Below are 16,148 nucleotides of genomic sequence, written 5' to 3'. Positions count from 1 at the left end.
ATTACTGTCCACTGACAGATTTATTTTCGTTTTTTGACAGGTTACATATCTCTATGTCACCCTGCACTTGGTTCGTCTTGTTCAGTTTTCAAAGGGCTTTGTCTTTCGCGACAACTATATTAGTATATCACCTATACCTCCATCCTGTCAATACCTTTTCCCAATTTTTTTTGATTTTTATTTAATAAAAAAACTTGATGCTCTAACCTGTTCTAGTAAAACAGAAATAAAGTCATCAAGTTTGTTCATTACAAAATCGTATTATCTTGAAAATCTTTTAAGTGATTTTTTAAATCTTTAAGCATGGCTCTTCTTCCTTTAAAGCGCTCGTTGCTCATCAACCTCTGATAATTATCCAATCCAACATCATCAAGAGTTCTTTTATAATTGTCAATCGCTTCTCTGAAGGCAACTAACTCATCTAGAAACAACTCTTTTGACTTCAAACGATGACCAATCTCACTCACTTCTTCATAAGGCTGGCGGTCCAATTTGCGCTTTTGGCTTTCTTGTTTACGAATTTTATCATGTATATGATTTCTGAATTTTGTTTTGAAATAACGATAGAGTTTTTCCTCATCGTTTTCAATTCCTTTTTCTTTAAGCAGAAGTTCGTATAAAACTAACATTCCTTCTTGCTCCCAATCACTATGTTCCCACAAATGAATATAATAGTCTTTCTTACACTTCCAAACTATCCATTTCACCTTCTCATAAGTAGTTCTAAAATCCATAGTTCCTCCTTAAAATTTACTTGACTTAATTCTACTGTAAATAGAAAGCAAGGTGGGCTCTTTCTTCTAAAAAGCATATTTTAGGAGCTCTTCTGACTCGAATAACTATTTTTAAGTCATTTCAGGCACATATTTAGTCATTTGGGAGGATTGCGCGAAGTATAAAAGCAAGAAAAAAATCAAATGCTTACACATTTGATTTTTTAAACCTAGCTCCGCCAGTAGGACTCGAACCTACGACATCATGATTAACAGTCATGCGCTACTACCAACTGAGCTATGGCGGATTATATAGTCCGTACGGGATTCGAACCCGTGTTACCGCCGTGAAAAGGCGGTGTCTTAACCCCTTGACCAACGGACCATTTCTTATCCTTCTGCAGAACATATTCCATTATATCAGCTTTTCTTCCTTTGTCAATAATTATTTCAGAAAAAGAGAAAAAAGTTGGAATTACTCCAACTTCTTCTACTCAGAACTTTTTTCTTTCATTTTCGTTTTAATTTCATCATAAGAAAGTGCATGAGCTTCTTTGTCTAATTCAAGTTCAGACTCTTCTGGCATTTTGCCAGTTTCATACAATGATTTAATCTGATTGCTATCCAAAGTTTCATATTTAAGAAGCGCTTCAGCAATCAATTTATGAGTTTCGCGATGGGACTGGATAATCTCTGCAGCTTTGTTACGAGCTTCATTAAGAAGTTCTCTTACTTCTTCGTCAATCTCATATGCAGTCTGTTCTGATATTGATTTTTGAGGACTGGCTGCACCAAACATAGCATGGTTTCCTTCGTATTGAACCGGACCAAGTTTTTCGCTCATTCCATATTCTGTTACCATACTGCGGGCCATCTGAGTTGCCTGTTCAAAGTCATTAGAGGCACCTGTTGTTTGAACATTAAAGATAATCTCTTCAGCCACACGGCCACCCATAAGACCAGCTAATTGCTCTTTCATATCTTCTTTAGATAGAAGCATTTGGTCTTCCTTAGGTAGGGCAATCATATAACCACCAGCGCGTCCACGAGGGACGATAGTTACCTTATGTACAACACGCGCATTTGACAATACCAAACCAACAATAGTATGTCCAGCTTCATGATAAGCAACCATTTGACGATCACGTTCAGACACCATCTTATCTTTCTTAGAAGGTCCTGCGATTACCCGATCTTCTGCTTCATCAATATCATCTGCATCAATGACTTTCTTGTTACGACGAGCAGCAACCAAAGCAGCCTCATTCAAGACATTTTCCAAATCAGCACCAACAAAACCTGGTGTCTGCTGAGCGACTAATTTCAAATCAACATTTTTAGCCAGCGGCTTATTCTTAGCATGAACACGAAGAATAGCTTCCCGACCTTTAACATCAGGACGACCGACTAACACTTTTCTGTCAAAACGGCCAGCACGCAGCAAGGCTGGATCCAATACATCCGAACGGTTAGTAGCCGCAATGATAATGATTCCTTCATTGCCTTCGAAACCATCCATTTCAATCAAGAGCTGATTGAGGGTTTGCTCCCGCTCATCGTTACCACCGCCAAGACCAACACCACGCTGACGACCGACTGCATCGATTTCATCGATGAAGATAATGGCAGGGGCTGCTTTTTTCGCATCTTCAAATAAAGAACGAACTCGGCTTGCTCCGACCCCAACAAACATTTCTACAAAGTCGGAACCTGAGATACTGAAGAAAGGAACACCTGCTTCCCCAGCAACTGCCTTAGCAAGCAAGGTTTTACCAGTTCCCGGAGGGCCTTCCAGAAGGACACCAGCAGGAATACGAGCACCTAGCTTGGTGTAACGTTTCCGATCTTTCAAAAACTCAACAACTTCTACTAGCTCTTGCTTTTCTTCCTCAGCACCAGCTACATCCGAGAAACGAACCTTGATATCTTCTTTGTTAGCAGCACGCGCCTTATTGCGGCCGAAATTCATGGCACCGCGAGCACCACCACCGCCACCTTGATTCATCATGGACATAAAGAAGAAGATGACAATTATAAAAGGAACGATGGAAGTGAGGATTGTAATCCACATTCCGCTTGAACTTTCGCGCTTTATGCTGATTTCAGTGTTGTGTTCAGAGGCTAATTTTTGTAAATCAGAAATTGTAATATCTGACGGTAAAATAATACTTGTGAATTTCTCTACTTTAGAAATGTTTGGAGTAAAAAATAAAATCCCTGTATCTTCTTTTGATTCCTGAGGTGTTTTGTAAGTACCTGAAATCTCTACGACACTACCATTGGGCTGGTAGCTCATCTCTGTGACATTATTTTCCTTAATTTCCTTCACTAATTCTGTGTAATTGATTTGCTGGCTGCGACCGCCAGTATCTCCTGAGAAGAAATACTGAAACCCTGTCACTAGGACAACAATAATCAGAATATAGAGAAATGGATTTTTTATAAAACCATTATTTTGCTTATTTTTCATCTATTAATAGTAAACCTTTATTTTGTATAAACTTCTTCTTTCAAAATACCAATATATGGAATATTACGATAGTTCTCATTGTAATCTAATCCATATCCAACAACAAATTCATTTGGAATTGTGAAACATGTATAATCAGCATCGATTTCAACAATACGCCCTTCTGGCTTATCCAAAAGTGTAGCAATTTTTACTGATGCAGCATTTCTTTCCTTAAACAAATTGCATAGATTTTTTAAAGTCTGACCAGTATCAATAATATCCTCAACAAATAGGATATCACGTCCTGTGATGTCTTGATCAATGTCCTTAATAACATTAATGACACCTGAGCTGGCAGTACCACCATGGTAGCTGGAGACCAACATAAAATCAAGCTCAATATGTGTATCAATATGCTTGATTAGCTCAGCCATAAAAGGCACGGAACCTTTTAAAATTCCAACAAAAATTGGATTTTTACCTTGGTAGTCTTTGGTTAATTGCTGACCAAGCTTTTTTGCAGCATCCACGATTTCATCATGGGAAATCAATATTTTTTTGATATCTTGTTCTAGCATAATTTTACCCATCTATTTTCTGAATATAAAGTACAGTACTCATTATATCACTTTTTAATGCCTTACTCAAATCACTGACAGCAATATTTAAGATTGCTAAAATTTGATGATTTTGTTCCACTATTACAGATAAATTCCGTTCTTCAAAGGAAACTTTCTTATCAATAAAAAGACGACGAAGCTTCTTGTGATGACCATTCAGCAAAATACTATCTCCCTCTTTTCGGAAGCGAAGTGTCAGAGAAGTTTCACGCGAAACAAAAATTTTCTGAATATTTTCACCACTCAAAGGAATCCCAAATGAAAATCGATAATGCCCAAACTCAATCAGGTTCTCAAATTCTAACAAAATTGAATCCATTTTTAAATCGGGCTTACGACTGATTTTTCTAATTTCAAAACGCTGGTAATCTTTAATAAGCTCATAGTCTTTTTTCAAAGTGTGCTGATAATTGGTCTTAGTCCGCAGGATGTTTAAAACCTCCTCAAACTGCTGCTTGCTCAGATTCAGACCAGGAAAGTTTTCGAGATAGTTCTGCAATAGAAAACGTTGAACCTGGGGGATTTGCTGATGAAAGACTTGTACATTTTCTATATCTAAATCCCTAGTCAAGTGAGACAAAGCGGTCTGCCAATCTTCAATCTCCTTTCCTAGATACCGCAAAGAATCCTTAAATTGTGGATTTTCTTTTTCTAAATCTGGCAGATAAAGATTACGAATTCGATTTCTGAGATAGTCATTTTGAAAATTACTGCTATCTTCAAAATGCTGAATATCTGGAAAGTCTGACTTATGAAAAGTAAGCAAAGGACGAATCAGTTCCCCGCAAGCAAAAGACTGGACAGCTTTCATACCGGACAGATGACGAAGTCTAGCTCCACGCAGCAGCCGCATAAAAACAGTCTCAGCTTGGTCATCTGCGTGGTGGGCAGTTACCAAAGCTGTATAGTGCCCCTCCTGCATCACTTTCCCGAAAAAATCATAACGAAACTGCCGAGCAACATTTTCTGAAAAACTACCAGAAAAACTTGATGTAAAAATCTTTACACCAAGCTGTTCCGCAATCTTTACTAATGCCTTTTCTTCTTGTTCTGACTCTGGCCGCTGTTTGTGATTGACATGAGCAATCGCAAGCTCAATAGCCAGTTCTTTTTGATAATCAACCAACAGCTGTAGCAGTGTCATAGAATCCAGTCCACCTGATACAGCAACCAAAACTTTTTGATGGTCTTGGAAATACTTTTTCTCCTGCATTTTTTTAAGAAATTCTTGCTTAATCATTTCAGAACTCCATAGACATCGTCTGCTATCTGAGAAATATTATCGTAGTTTGAATTATTAGTAAAAATGACAATGATAAAAGGAGAATCTGTATAGACAATCGCAGCATCATGCTTAAAATCATAGGCGTCACCAATTTTATGAGCCACTTTAACATCTATATTTTTAGAAATCCGCTGATTATCATAATTTGTCTGAGACAAGGCATCGATAATCATGCCATTTTGCTCATAGATAGCTTCTAAAATATTTCCAGTCATACGTGAAGAAGCTTGTCTTTCTTCCACATCCCATTTCTTTCCAGCTATTTTGTTGATCGTCTGCTGAAAATTTTTATCAGATTGATTGGTCGCATAATAGCCTAAAATATTGTGGGAGACATTATCTGATTCTTTGGCCACTCTATTAATCAAATCCTGAACTGAATATTCCTTGTCATCAGCTGACTTAGCAATGCTGCCACTTCCTTCTGGTTCATAAGCACCTGTAAAATCATTGACTGCTCCAATATACTTGAACTTCTGATCTAACGAAAGTTTTTTCTGATCCAGCTGTTCCTGCACATAGTAGAGATAAGGCAGTTTGGTAACGCTGGCCGAATACATCTCTTGATCTTGATTGATACCTGCTTCTTTGCCTGTGTCCAGCTGTTTCACATAGATAGAGTAGTCCGCCTTGTTGTACTTACTGCTCAAAATTTCTTGAACTTTGTCCATTCGATTATCAGTTTCATCCAGAAATTCCATAGAAACCCAGCCCTGTCCTTCAACCTGAGCATAAGTTCCTTTGACTGTCTGGACAATTTGGACAATGTTTACTTTCGTATATGGGGCTACTGTTGTATTGATTTTTTTAGCTCCGTTGATATTGGCTTTATCATAAAGAGTAAAGCCGGGTTTCAGCCACATTTCTTGATGGATATCTTGAATTGACTGGACAGTATCTTCGTAAATTGTATTTTTATCCGCTATCACAAACTGCCCATTTTTCAGCTTGAAAATCGGGACTCCTTCTTCATTTACATAAAATCCTGTTATCTGGATTGGCTGGTCTGGAACTAGCTTTCCAGCAGTCTTACTCAGAGTAGAATCTGTAAATGTAGGAGTTTCTTCATAAACATTAGGATTTGTCGGGATGCTATCATAATAGCGTCCATACGCAGTGCTTGTAAAATGATATTTTTCTTCCTCGTCTAATACGAAATCTTTTTCGGTACTAATAACTGTGATACTGCTAAATAAAGCTGGCAGCAAAAATATCAGTAACAAAAACTTACGCATGTTTTCCCCTTTCCTTTTGATTTTCTTGAAGTTTCAAAGCTTGATTTTTTTCAGACAGTTCTTCCAATTTCTCATCTGAAAAGGCCAAGAACTGCTCAATTGTTTTTAATAAATCTTCCATAACTACTGCGGTAATAAATCTGGGATAGTATAAATGTACTCACCCTCTTTTGAAAAAGAGTATTTAGCGCGTGCATACTTAGCAGCATAGCTGTCATCTTTTAACTTTGTTGCTATATCAGATTGATAGACCTTTTCTTCGCTGAGCGTTTGATATTTCTCCTGCAGTTTAGAATACTGTTCACGACGCTGCAGCAAGGTTTGATAACTCTGGTACAAATTATAGGTAGGTAGAATAAATAATAGAATCACCAAAATCAGAACCCAGCCCATAAAACGGTTGCGTTTCCGCCGTTCCTGATCCACATATCTGCGGCGTTGATTTTCATCTTGTATAAAACGATTATTGAGTTGGACGATATTTTTAGGCATCTTCTTCTATCCTTGTTTCACTGACTATTTCGTACATTTTAACTGCATCTTCTTTTTTGGTACTATCTTTCATCTCCAGAACCTTTACAGTCAAGAGTTTATTACCAAAGCGTACTTCAATCAAGTCATCCACTTTCAAATCTGTTGAGCTCTTGGCCAAGATACCGTTCACTTTTATCCGACCCTTGTCAGCTACTTCTTTAGCCACTGGACGTCGCTTGATAATCCGTGACACTTTCAAATATTTATCTAATCTCATCCTATTACCTCATTTTCTCTTAATTTATTATTCTACCATTTTTTGAGAAAAATAGAGCTTAAAAAGCCAAACTTCACTGAATTGTAACCTTTATTCTGCCTTGCGCTGTTTAATTTCCAGCATCTTTTCTCCAAAATTAACTAGACCTTCTAAAATCTCATAATCTTTTTTGTTCCTCACATCAAAAATCACTTCAATCAAGCCATTTTTTTCACCAATTCGAGCCTTTAAATTCGTCATCGAAAGTGCTTCAAAATAGTCCTGCGTCAGATAAAGCTGCTGCGAAATTTTCTCAAAATGAATACTTACTGCATTCTGCTGGCGTTCCACTGACTTTACAAATGCCTGATCTAAATAAGACTTAGCAAGTCCAATCTCCAACAGATAGGCTACAACATCAGGGTATTCACCAAAGCGATCAATCAATTCATTTTGCAGATTTTCATAGTTTACACGGCTGTCAATCTCACGAATTCTCTTGTAAATTTCAATTTTCTGTCTTTCATCAGAAATATAGTCACTAGGCAGATAGGCATCAATCTGTAGATTAATCTCTGCATTGCTTTTTTGACGCTTGTTTTCTTTGCCCTGCTTTTTAGCAATGGCTTCTTCTAGAAGCTGTGAATACATCTCAAAACCAACAGAATCAATAAAGCCAGATTGCATGCTTCCTAGAATATTGCCAGCCCCTCGAATAGACAAATCTCGCATGGCAATCTTAAATCCAGAACCTAACTCTGTAAATCCCTTAATAGCCTCTAGACGCTTTTCAGAAACTTCTGTTAGGATCTTATCTGGTCTGTACATCAGATAAGCGTAGGCAATCCGATTACTGCGGCCAACCCGTCCACGAAGTTGATACAAGGTTGACAGCCCCATATGGTCAGCATTTTCTACAAACAAAGTATTGGCATTTGGGATATCAACCCCAGTTTCAATAATTGTTGTGGTCACCAAAATATCGTATTCTCCATTGATGAAATCCAGCAAAGTATTTTCTAAACGAATCTCACTCATTTGACCATGAACATAGCCTATAGAAGCTTCTGGGATTAACTCTCTTAACTCTGAAACTTTCTGTTCGATTGTGTCAACCTTGTTGTAAAGATAGTAAACCTGTCCACCTCGGTCTATTTCACGTAAGACAGCTTCTCGAATTACTGTAGGATTGCTTTCTAAAACATAGGTCTGAACAGGATAGCGATTGGTAGGCGGGGTCTCAATGACTGACAAATCGCGTATCCCCAGCATAGACATATGCAGAGTTCGAGGAATAGGAGTTGCTGTCAAAGTTAAGACATCAACTTTCTTTTTCAATTCTTTTAATGTTTCCTTATGTTTAACTCCAAAACGCTGCTCCTCATCAATGATGATTAAACCTAAATCCGCAAATTCTACATCTTTGGATAAGAGTCGGTGGGTTCCGATGATAATATCAACTTGTCCCTTCTGCAGCTTCTCCAGAGTCTGTTTTTGTTCTGCTTTACTCCTGAAACGGCTGAGTACCTCGACATTAACCGCAAAATCATTAAAGCGTTCTTTAAAGTTAGTATAGTGCTGCTGGGCTAAAACCGTTGTTGGTACTAATACAGCCACCTGTTTATGATCGTTGACAGCCTTAAAAGCAGCCCGCATAGCTACTTCTGTTTTTCCAAAGCCGACATCACCAACTAAGAGCCGGTCCATTGGACGACTGCTTTCCATATCCTTCTTCACTTCCTGAATACTTCTTAGCTGGTCCTCTGTTTCAACATAGGGAAAATCATTGTCAAATTCCTCTTGATTAGAATCATCCGTTGAGAAAGCAAAACCTTTTAGCTGGCTGCGTTCAGCATATAGTTTAATCAAATCATCCGCAATATCCTGAACCTGATGCTGAACTTTTTGCTTACTCTTCTGGAAGCGACCGTCATTTAGCTTATTTACCTTAGGTGTTTTTCCATCGCTGGCAACATACTTTGATAGGAGATCAATCTGGTCAACTGGAATCGAAATACGATCAGAATTTTGATATTGAATTGTCAGATAGTCACGGTGGACGCCAGAGATTTCAATCGTTTCTATCCCCAGATAACGTCCTATCCCATGAATATTATGGACAACATAATCCCCTTTTTCTAGCTCATTATAATCTTTCAGTCGTTCAGCATTTGAGATATTCTGACGCCGGATTTTTCGTTTTATTTTTTTATGAATAATTTCGTACTCTGTAATAAGAACAATTTTCTCATCTACGAAATTAAAGCCTTGAACAAGATTTCCTTCTATAAGCTGAACTGCATTTTTGTGAATCTCAGCCTCTTTTATATAGTCTAAATGAATATCATATTCCTGTAAATTTTTATGTAAACTTTGTAAACCTGCTGAAGAATTCGCTTGTAAGATTATTGTATAGCCAGATTTTTTATAACGATTAATTTCTTCCTTGAGCAAAGGAAACTGACTGAAAAATTCTTGCATTGGGTACTGATTGAATTGATACAAAGCATCAAATTTCAGATTTCCCAAACCTTTTTGAAAGCTTGAAAAGAAGGTTGCTGGTTTATATTGACGATAATCTTGATACTTATCTGCAAAATATTTCTGACTTGATAAAGCTTTACAATTTTGTAAATCATCTGTCAACAAGCTAGCTGTTTCCAGTTCAAATTGAGCATGTCGATCCACAATTTTTTGAAAATCATCAAAAAACACAGGACTATGAACAGGCAAGTAGTCTAAAATAGTCCATTCTTTCTGATAAAAATAAGAAAGGAATTTACGAATATCTGTATGATGGAACTCCTCTTTGGCACTTATTAGTAGCTCTTCTAAGTAAGATTTCAAAGCAGGATCAACAGCTTTTTCTAAAATAGCTTCCAGATTTTCCCGTCCTCGAGCATAATCTTTCTTAGAAAGCAGGATATCAGAAGCAGGTTTAATCAAAATACTTTCTATATTCTCAATTGAAGTTTGATTTTCTGGATTGAAAATCCGAATACCATCAATTTCATCACCAAAAAACTCCAGGCGATAAGGTGCCTCTGCTGAGCGCTCAAAAATGTCTAAGATGTCTCCTCTTAGACTATATTCTCCCTGACTTAAAACTTGAGACACCTTCTTGTATCCTGATCTTGACAACATCTTTACAAGATTATTTAGGTCATATTCTTGTCCAACTGTCAAATTTATATTGGTATTTTTAAAATCAATAGAATCAGGCAAGAGTAATTTGCTGGCTGCGACATTAGTAACTAGAATTCCAGACTTTTGATGGTCTATTAAAAAGTTTAGAGCATCTAATCTCGAAAATATTTTTTCCTGTGAAGCAAAAACAAATTCTGCTATAGGAGTATCATCTGCTAAGAAAGTATAGACCTTGTCTTCTCCCAACAAAGAAATCAAATCACTAGCCAAACGATCTGCTTCATTTTGACTAGAAGTCAGCACAAGGATTTTCTCTGATTCTTCTAATCCAGCTGCTATAGTAATTGCTTTTGTTGATGCAGACAATCCCATTATCAACTGTCTGCTGCTTTTATGGAGATTTTTCTTCCAATCTGAAATTTGCTGGTTTTGACAAAATAAGTCAATCAGGTTCATTTTATTATCCATTGTATTTCTGCATAGTTTGTTCAAAATTGCCTGACTGTAAATAATATTTTACAGCCTTGTCAACCTTATCAAGAGTATTCAGAATCATTATATAATCATCTTTATCAAATTTTCCTAGAACGTGGTGGACCACTGTCATACCTTCTTTTGGACGGCCAATACCTATCTTTATCCGTTTAAACTCTTGAATTCCAATGTGTTTGATAATAGATTTAATACCGTTATGGCCACCAGCTGAACCCTTGCTGCGCAAACGAATCTTACCAACTTCCATATCCAAATCATCATAGATGACCAATAAATCCTCTATATCTAAACCATAATATGCTAGTAAAGCTTGAACGGCCTTTCCGCTCTCATTCATAAATGTAGTTGGTTTGACAAAATAAACTTTTTCACCATTTAGAAAAGTAGAGGCGATATCTGCTTGAAAGATTTTATCAGCTGTAAACTTTAAATCAAGATCTTTACAAATCTTGTCAACTAACATAAAACCAACATTATGTTTAGTTTCAATATATTTTTCTCCTGGATTTCCCAGACCGACTATTAACTTTACCATTTTTCTCCTTTATAAAAGCCAAAAGGGCTGGAAAAAATTTTCCAACCTAGAATTTTTAGACTTTACAAATACTTTACACATTAAATCTAAATTCCATAATATCGCCATCTTGAACGATATATTCTTTTCCTTCTTCGCGCAAACGTCCAGCTTCTTTAACTGCTTTTTCGCTACCATAGTGCACTAGGTCATCATAAGACATAGTGACTGCTCGAATAAAGCCTTTTTCAAAGTCTGAGTGAATAATGCCAGCTGCTTGCGGAGCTTTCATTCCACGCTTAAAGGTCCAAGCACGCACTTCCTTTTCACCAGCTGTAAAGTAGGTTCCAAGTCCCAACAGATGATAAGCTGCTCTGGTCAGTTTATCCACACCTGATTCTGTCAAGCCGATAGCTTCCAGAAATTCTGACTTATCCTCATCGTCCAATTCAGAAATTTCTTCCTCTGCACGCGCTGAAATGATAACAACTTCAGCATTTTCTGTAGCTGCAAATTCACGAATCTGCTTCACATAGTCAATATTATCTGGATCAGCCACCTCATCTTCACTGACATTGGCCACATAGAGAACCGGCTTAGTCGTTAAAAGAAAGAGTCCTTTAACGATTTTTTGTTCTTCTTCTGTGAATTCAATTGTGCGAGCTGACAGACCATCTTCCAGGACAGGCTTAATTTTCTGTAAAACATTAAATTCTGCCACTGAATCCTTATCTTTTTGGGTACGAGCCATCTTCTCTACACGCGCATAGCGTTTGTTAATACTTTCTAAGTCTGCTAAAATCAATTCTAGATTAATGGTCTCAATATCAGCCATTGGATCTACAAATTCAGACTCACGGCCCTGTTCTCGCATGACGTTTTCATCATCAAAGGCACGTACTACATGGACGATAGCATCTACTTCGCGGATATTGGCTAAGAATTTATTCCCTAGTCCTTCTCCTTTTGAAGCACCTTTCACAATTCCAGCAATATCAGTAAATTCGAATGTTGTTGGAACTTTCTTCTGTGGTTTGATGAGTTCTGTTAATTTATCCAAACGAGCATCCGGAACTTCTACCCGCCCGACATTTGGATCAATTGTCGCAAAAGGGTAATTAGCTGCTTCTGCACCTGCTTTTGTAATTGCATTAAATAAAGTTGACTTACCAACATTGGGTAAACCAACGATTCCTGCTGTCAAAGCCATTCTTATCTTCTCCATTCATCTTTTCAATCCAAACCATTATACCATAAATCCTTATCCTAAACAGCGGATTTAAGTTATTTTTTCTAGCTTTCTTTACAAAAATGTAAAATAAATTGAAGAAAAAAATGGTATAATATAGCTAATATTCTTATTAAAGGAGTCTCTAATGAAAAAGAATACTTTCAAAACACTTTTTCTTTCCTTCCTTACGGTTTCCGCTTTGTTTGTTTTAGCTGCCTGCAGCAGTCCTAAAAAAGCTTATTTCCAGCTGATTGACCAAAATACTAAGCAAGATAGCCGCATCACTGTTGAATATAAAGGTGATGAGCTTCTTATAAACGAAACAAACAACACCTTCTACTATAAACCAGTTGGCTTGACAAAAGACACTGCTAAAGAGCAGACAGAAGCCTATGCTAAATCTATTGAGGGTATCAAAGGATTAACTCATAAAATTGAGTACAAAGATGATTATTTAACTGAAAAACTGACAATCGATTTCAGTAAAGCTGATATTGAAGAACTACAAAGTAAACAGCTTCTTCAAACATCTGGTAATCAAAAAGCAGATTATATCAGTTACAAAGAAACTGCTAAATTACTCGAAAAAGCAGGTTATAAAGAAGTTAAAGACGGTAAATTTGAAGAACTTAAATAAAAGCAAAAATGGATAGGACTTAAAAAGTCCTATCCATTTTTGCTTGAAAAATTAAATCTAAATCTGATCTTCAGCAATGCAAATTAGTTTTCCACAATAGCATTTACGATGATTTTTAGTTCAATCAATTATTTTCTTCATTTTTCTTTCAAAATCGTGACGACTCATCATCACAAGATGTTCACAATTGGTGCAACGGATTTTGATATCTGCACCAACCCTTGTGATTTCCCAGCGATTCGCCTTTTTCCCAGTCGCTTTAATGGTGCAGGCATGTGGCTTTTTCATTTCTACAAAATGACCAATTTCATACATTTTTTTCTCCTTTCAAGGAACTATCATAGTCCAGGAAGAAATATTAAGCATCTATCATACTTTGTAAATGAAAAGAGCTTAGGACCAAGAATTAAAAATCTGTAACTTGGCCCACTGCTTTTCATCTTAATTAGTTCTAACAGGTGTAATCAGCTGAATAAAGTTTTCTGTGTCTTCACTCGGTACCAAGGTGAAAGGACGAACGGATGAGATAAAACTAATCGTTACTTTTTCACTGTCAATAGCCTTCAAAGCATCAATCAAATAAGTTGGATTAAAGCTAATGGTCAAATCTTCGCCAGTTACACTTTCTGTATCAATTTCTTCGTTAACACGGCCGACCTCTGGTGAATTTACATGGGCACTGACAATGCCGTCTGCAATCTCCAATTTAACTGTTCCATTCTGTGTGGCATTAGACAAGAGACGAGCGCGTTCCATAGCTGCACGCAAATCAGAAGTATTAAAAGTAAGGACACTCGTAAATTCAGTTGGAATCAGACGATCTGTATCTGGATAATTTCCTTCCAAGAGACGGGTGTAGAAGCTGATATTTTCGCTTCTGAAAAGAATTTGATTGTTAGCAAAGAAAACCTCTACCGTTTCAATTTCATCGGTAAAAACAGCCGTAAATTCCCGTAAAGAGCGACTCGGAATGACTACGTCAAAATTATCTCCGTTTTTCTCCAGAGTAATTTTCTTTTGACTCATTCTATGGGAGTCTGTCGCAACTGTCTTCAAAGAACGGTTATCTGTCAAAACAAAGTGAACCCCTGTTAAAATTGGACGGCTTTCCTGAACACTGGCTGCAAAGGCTGTTTCGTTAATGACATCTTTGAGAATTTTTGTTTCAAGAACCAAGGGATTGCTGGCAGAAATTTCCTGGATTCGTGGATATTGGTCAGCGTCTTTTCCTTTCAAGGTAATCTCTGATTTGCCGCTAGTCAAGACGATTTGTTTTTGTTCAATTTCTTTAAAATCCAGAATAATATCTGGCAGACTGGAAACAACATTGATAAAGAAAGTCGCTTCTAATAAAATTGAACCTGTTGAGTTGACAAGCAAGCCTGCATTTTCATTTTGAGTAGAAATAAAGTTTTCAATCGACACTTGACCATTCGAGCCGATTAAGGTGATTCCTTCTTTGGTAACATCGATTTTTACAGTAGAAAGAATAGGAATTGCATTTTTATGGCTGATAGCCCTTTTAGTGGTATTTAAAGCTTGTAAGAAGAGATTTTTATTAATAGAAAAATGAATCATGGGATCTCCTTTTTATTTATTTATGATTATAAGATTAATAGTAATAGTAGTTTATGTGAATTATGTGGAAAAATAGCTTCGTTCTTATTCTAACAAGTTTTGAGACTTGTTCACAAAGTGTGGATAAGTTTTGAAAAAAATCTGTAGTTTTCCACACGCTATTTAATTTTATTCTTGATGCTTTCAATTTCTAAACGTAAATTGTCGTCTGATTCAATCATGGTTTTGATTTTTCCGTGTGCATGGATAACAGTCGTATGATCTTTCCCGCCAAATTCACGACCAATTTTAGGCAGACTGTTGTCAGTCAGCTCACGAGTCAGATACATAGCTACCTGTCTAGCTAAAACGATATTTTGTACTCGACGGCTGCCTTTCATCTCTTTGACACTAACACCATAGAATTTCCCAACTTCAGACTGAATCTTATCAATCGGGATAACTGTTACCTGGTTTGAATCCTGCTTGCGTGCTCGAATAGCCTCTGCAGCGATATCAATAGTGATTTCCTTCAGATGACGAACTCTAGCGATGAGACTGATGTCATTCAAAGCACCTTCTAAGTCGCGGACATTGGAGTCGAATTGTCCTGCAAGATATTCTAAGGTATCATTCGGGAAAATATAATCCAAATTTTCTATTTTGTTTCGCAGAATTGCAATTCGTGTTTCAAAATCTGGCGGTGTAATATTTTGAGTTAATCCCCATTTGAAACGTGTTACCAAGCGTTCTTCCAAATTGTCCAGATGATCAGGACTGCGGTCGCTGGTTAAAACAATCTGTTTATTTTCACCATGAAGAGCATTGAAAGTGTTGAAAAATTCTTCCTGAGTTGAAACCTTTTTTCCTCCTAAAGATTGAATGTCATCAATCAGCAGAAGATCCAGACTACGATAGATTTTTTTAAAGCTATCCATTTCTCCCAATCTTAAATGTTCAAGGAAGTCGTTAATAAAGGTTTCAGCCGGTATATACTTGACACGCGCATCTGGAATATTTTCTAAAATTTGATTGCCAATAGCATTTAATAAATGAGTTTTGCCCAGGCCAGGTCCTCCGTAGATAAAAAGAGGATTATAGGTTGTGGCTAGATTCTCAGATACCGCTAAAGCAGCAGCTTTAGCCCAGATATTTCCGTCTCCCTGAACAAAATTATCAAAGGTATATTTTGACTTTAAGCCAGTATCAATAGGTGGCAAGCTTAGCTGAACAGTGCTGATTTGAGGACTGGTTACTGCAGATTTCGGTGTATCAATGTTAGTTTCTTCTTCAAAAATATACTTTCCCGCAATCTGATCATTAAAAATCTCAAATCCTGCAGTAAGAATAACTCCTACTAAGTTTTGTTCCCAAAATAGTTGTTTCACTGGACTATCCAGGAAAATAATAGCTTGTTTTTCTTCAACTTTAACAAGCTTGGCTTCAGCAACAAAGAAATCATAAGTTGTCTGTTTTAGCTGAGCATGAGCCAATTCTAAAATACGATTCCAAAAGTCCTGTTCTTTGGTCAT

Annotated in this window: 15 protein-coding genes and 2 tRNA genes; 1 reads left to right on the top strand and 16 read right to left on the bottom strand. The window is 37.0% G+C overall.

The genetic code is table 11. The features are described from left to right. Positions 1-248: 248 nt before the first annotated feature. The 13 genes from J1C81_RS00085 to ychF form a co-directional block, all read right to left on the bottom strand. Positions 249-734 carry a sigma-70 family RNA polymerase sigma factor gene (locus J1C81_RS00085; protein ID WP_002894314.1) on the bottom strand — a complete coding sequence of 162 codons (486 nt, stop codon included), beginning with the start codon at positions 732-734 and terminating at the stop codon, positions 249-251. A gap of 213 nt (positions 735-947) precedes the next feature. After that, positions 948-1,021 (bottom strand) — tRNA-Asn (locus tag J1C81_RS00080). Positions 1,022-1,026: 5 nt separating this feature from the next. Next, positions 1,027-1,098: transfer RNA gene (locus J1C81_RS00075), tRNA-Glu, on the bottom strand. A 105-nt stretch (positions 1,099-1,203) separates the two neighbouring features. Continuing rightward, positions 1,204-3,183, bottom strand: coding sequence for an ATP-dependent zinc metalloprotease FtsH (gene ftsH, locus J1C81_RS00070; protein WP_002916255.1), 1,980 nt, complete (start codon positions 3,181-3,183; stop codon positions 1,204-1,206). A gap of 17 nt (positions 3,184-3,200) precedes the next feature. After that, on the bottom strand, positions 3,201-3,743 hold the full coding sequence (hpt, locus tag J1C81_RS00065) for a hypoxanthine phosphoribosyltransferase (RefSeq protein ID WP_032909165.1): 543 nt from the start codon (positions 3,741-3,743) through the stop codon (positions 3,201-3,203). Between the two features lie 4 nt (positions 3,744-3,747). After that, the gene (gene tilS / locus J1C81_RS00060) at positions 3,748-5,025 is read right to left on the bottom strand and encodes a tRNA lysidine(34) synthetase TilS (RefSeq protein ID WP_002916256.1); all 1,278 of its coding nucleotides are present in this window, start codon (positions 5,023-5,025) and stop codon (positions 3,748-3,750) included. Beyond that, positions 5,022-6,305 carry a serine hydrolase gene (locus J1C81_RS00055; protein WP_002916257.1) on the bottom strand — a complete coding sequence of 428 codons (1,284 nt, stop codon included), beginning with the start codon at positions 6,303-6,305 and terminating at the stop codon, positions 5,022-5,024. Before J1C81_RS00055 ends, tilS begins: the two co-directional genes overlap by 4 nt. Next, positions 6,298-6,426 carry an SP_0009 family protein gene (locus tag J1C81_RS00050; protein WP_002916259.1) on the bottom strand — a complete coding sequence of 43 codons (129 nt, stop codon included), beginning with the start codon at positions 6,424-6,426 and terminating at the stop codon, positions 6,298-6,300. The genes J1C81_RS00055 and J1C81_RS00050 overlap by 8 nt, the downstream gene beginning before the upstream one ends. Positions 6,427-6,428: 2 nt before the next feature. After that, the gene (locus J1C81_RS00045) at positions 6,429-6,797 is read right to left on the bottom strand and encodes a septum formation initiator family protein (RefSeq protein WP_002899511.1); all 369 of its coding nucleotides are present in this window, start codon (positions 6,795-6,797) and stop codon (positions 6,429-6,431) included. Further along, positions 6,790-7,056 carry an RNA-binding S4 domain-containing protein gene (locus tag J1C81_RS00040; RefSeq protein ID WP_002916261.1) on the bottom strand — a complete coding sequence of 89 codons (267 nt, stop codon included), beginning with the start codon at positions 7,054-7,056 and terminating at the stop codon, positions 6,790-6,792. Before J1C81_RS00040 ends, J1C81_RS00045 begins: the two co-directional genes overlap by 8 nt. Positions 7,057-7,146: 90 nt before the next feature. Further along, positions 7,147-10,650 (bottom strand): transcription-repair coupling factor, encoded by a 3,504-nt coding sequence (mfd, locus tag J1C81_RS00035; RefSeq protein ID WP_002916263.1) that lies wholly within the window; start codon positions 10,648-10,650, stop codon positions 7,147-7,149. Then, positions 10,643-11,212, bottom strand: coding sequence for an aminoacyl-tRNA hydrolase (gene pth / locus J1C81_RS00030; protein WP_002916265.1), 570 nt, complete (start codon positions 11,210-11,212; stop codon positions 10,643-10,645). The genes mfd and pth overlap by 8 nt, the downstream gene beginning before the upstream one ends. 73 nt (positions 11,213-11,285) lie before the next feature. Then, positions 11,286-12,401 carry a redox-regulated ATPase YchF gene (gene ychF, locus J1C81_RS00025; protein WP_002916266.1) on the bottom strand — a complete coding sequence of 372 codons (1,116 nt, stop codon included), beginning with the start codon at positions 12,399-12,401 and terminating at the stop codon, positions 11,286-11,288. A gap of 166 nt (positions 12,402-12,567) precedes the next feature. Here ychF and J1C81_RS00020 point away from each other — a divergent pair, with 166 nt between their 5' ends. Beyond that, entirely contained in the window at positions 12,568-13,059 is a 492-nt protein-coding gene (locus J1C81_RS00020) for a DUF1307 domain-containing protein (RefSeq protein WP_002916268.1), read from the top strand. A 120-nt stretch (positions 13,060-13,179) separates the two neighbouring features. On the opposite strand, the gene J1C81_RS00015 is transcribed toward J1C81_RS00020, so the two are convergent. The 3 genes from J1C81_RS00015 to dnaA form a co-directional block, all read right to left on the bottom strand. Next, a complete protein-coding gene (locus tag J1C81_RS00015) occupies positions 13,180-13,374 on the bottom strand; it encodes a DUF951 domain-containing protein (RefSeq protein WP_002894296.1) in 195 nt (64 codons plus the stop codon). Between the two features lie 126 nt (positions 13,375-13,500). Beyond that, the gene (gene dnaN / locus J1C81_RS00010; protein WP_002916269.1) at positions 13,501-14,637 is read right to left on the bottom strand and encodes a DNA polymerase III subunit beta; all 1,137 of its coding nucleotides are present in this window, start codon (positions 14,635-14,637) and stop codon (positions 13,501-13,503) included. 158 nt (positions 14,638-14,795) lie between these two features. Next, positions 14,796-16,148, bottom strand: a complete 1,353-nt coding sequence (dnaA, locus tag J1C81_RS00005) for a chromosomal replication initiator protein DnaA (RefSeq protein WP_004189300.1) — start codon at positions 16,146-16,148, stop codon at positions 14,796-14,798.

Source organism: Streptococcus sanguinis (assembly GCF_050225395.1).
GTDB lineage: Bacteria > Bacillota > Bacilli > Lactobacillales > Streptococcaceae > Streptococcus.
Note: the sequence above shows the minus strand (reverse complement) of the source record. Positions and strands in the feature narration are given on the sequence as shown.

Excerpts from the sequence above, each read along its gene's own strand:
- J1C81_RS00055 (WP_002916257.1), bottom strand. The coding sequence starts at position 6,305 with ATGCGTAAGTTTTTGTTACTGATATTTTTGCTGCCAGCTTTATTTAGC.
- J1C81_RS00050 (WP_002916259.1), bottom strand. The coding sequence starts at position 6,426 with ATGGAAGATTTATTAAAAACAATTGAGCAGTTCTTGGCCTTTTCAGAT.
- J1C81_RS00085 (WP_002894314.1), bottom strand. The coding sequence starts at position 734 with ATGGATTTTAGAACTACTTATGAGAAGGTGAAATGGATAGTTTGGAAG.
- hpt (WP_032909165.1), bottom strand. The coding sequence starts at position 3,743 with ATGCTAGAACAAGATATCAAAAAAATATTGATTTCCCATGATGAAATC.
- ychF (WP_002916266.1), bottom strand. The coding sequence starts at position 12,401 with ATGGCTTTGACAGCAGGAATCGTTGGTTTACCCAATGTTGGTAAGTCA.
- mfd (WP_002916263.1), bottom strand. The coding sequence starts at position 10,650 with ATGGATAATAAAATGAACCTGATTGACTTATTTTGTCAAAACCAGCAA.
- dnaN (WP_002916269.1), bottom strand. The coding sequence starts at position 14,637 with ATGATTCATTTTTCTATTAATAAAAATCTCTTCTTACAAGCTTTAAAT.
- J1C81_RS00020 (WP_002916268.1), top strand. The coding sequence starts at position 12,568 with ATGAAAAAGAATACTTTCAAAACACTTTTTCTTTCCTTCCTTACGGTT.
- ftsH (WP_002916255.1), bottom strand. The coding sequence starts at position 3,183 with ATGAAAAATAAGCAAAATAATGGTTTTATAAAAAATCCATTTCTCTAT.
- tilS (WP_002916256.1), bottom strand. The coding sequence starts at position 5,025 with ATGATTAAGCAAGAATTTCTTAAAAAAATGCAGGAGAAAAAGTATTTC.
- dnaA (WP_004189300.1), bottom strand. The coding sequence starts at position 16,148 with ATGACCAAAGAACAGGACTTTTGGAATCGTATTTTAGAATTGGCTCAT.
- J1C81_RS00015 (WP_002894296.1), bottom strand. The coding sequence starts at position 13,374 with ATGTATGAAATTGGTCATTTTGTAGAAATGAAAAAGCCACATGCCTGC.
- pth (WP_002916265.1), bottom strand. The coding sequence starts at position 11,212 with ATGGTAAAGTTAATAGTCGGTCTGGGAAATCCAGGAGAAAAATATATT.
- J1C81_RS00040 (WP_002916261.1), bottom strand. The coding sequence starts at position 7,056 with ATGAGATTAGATAAATATTTGAAAGTGTCACGGATTATCAAGCGACGT.
- J1C81_RS00045 (WP_002899511.1), bottom strand. The coding sequence starts at position 6,797 with ATGCCTAAAAATATCGTCCAACTCAATAATCGTTTTATACAAGATGAA.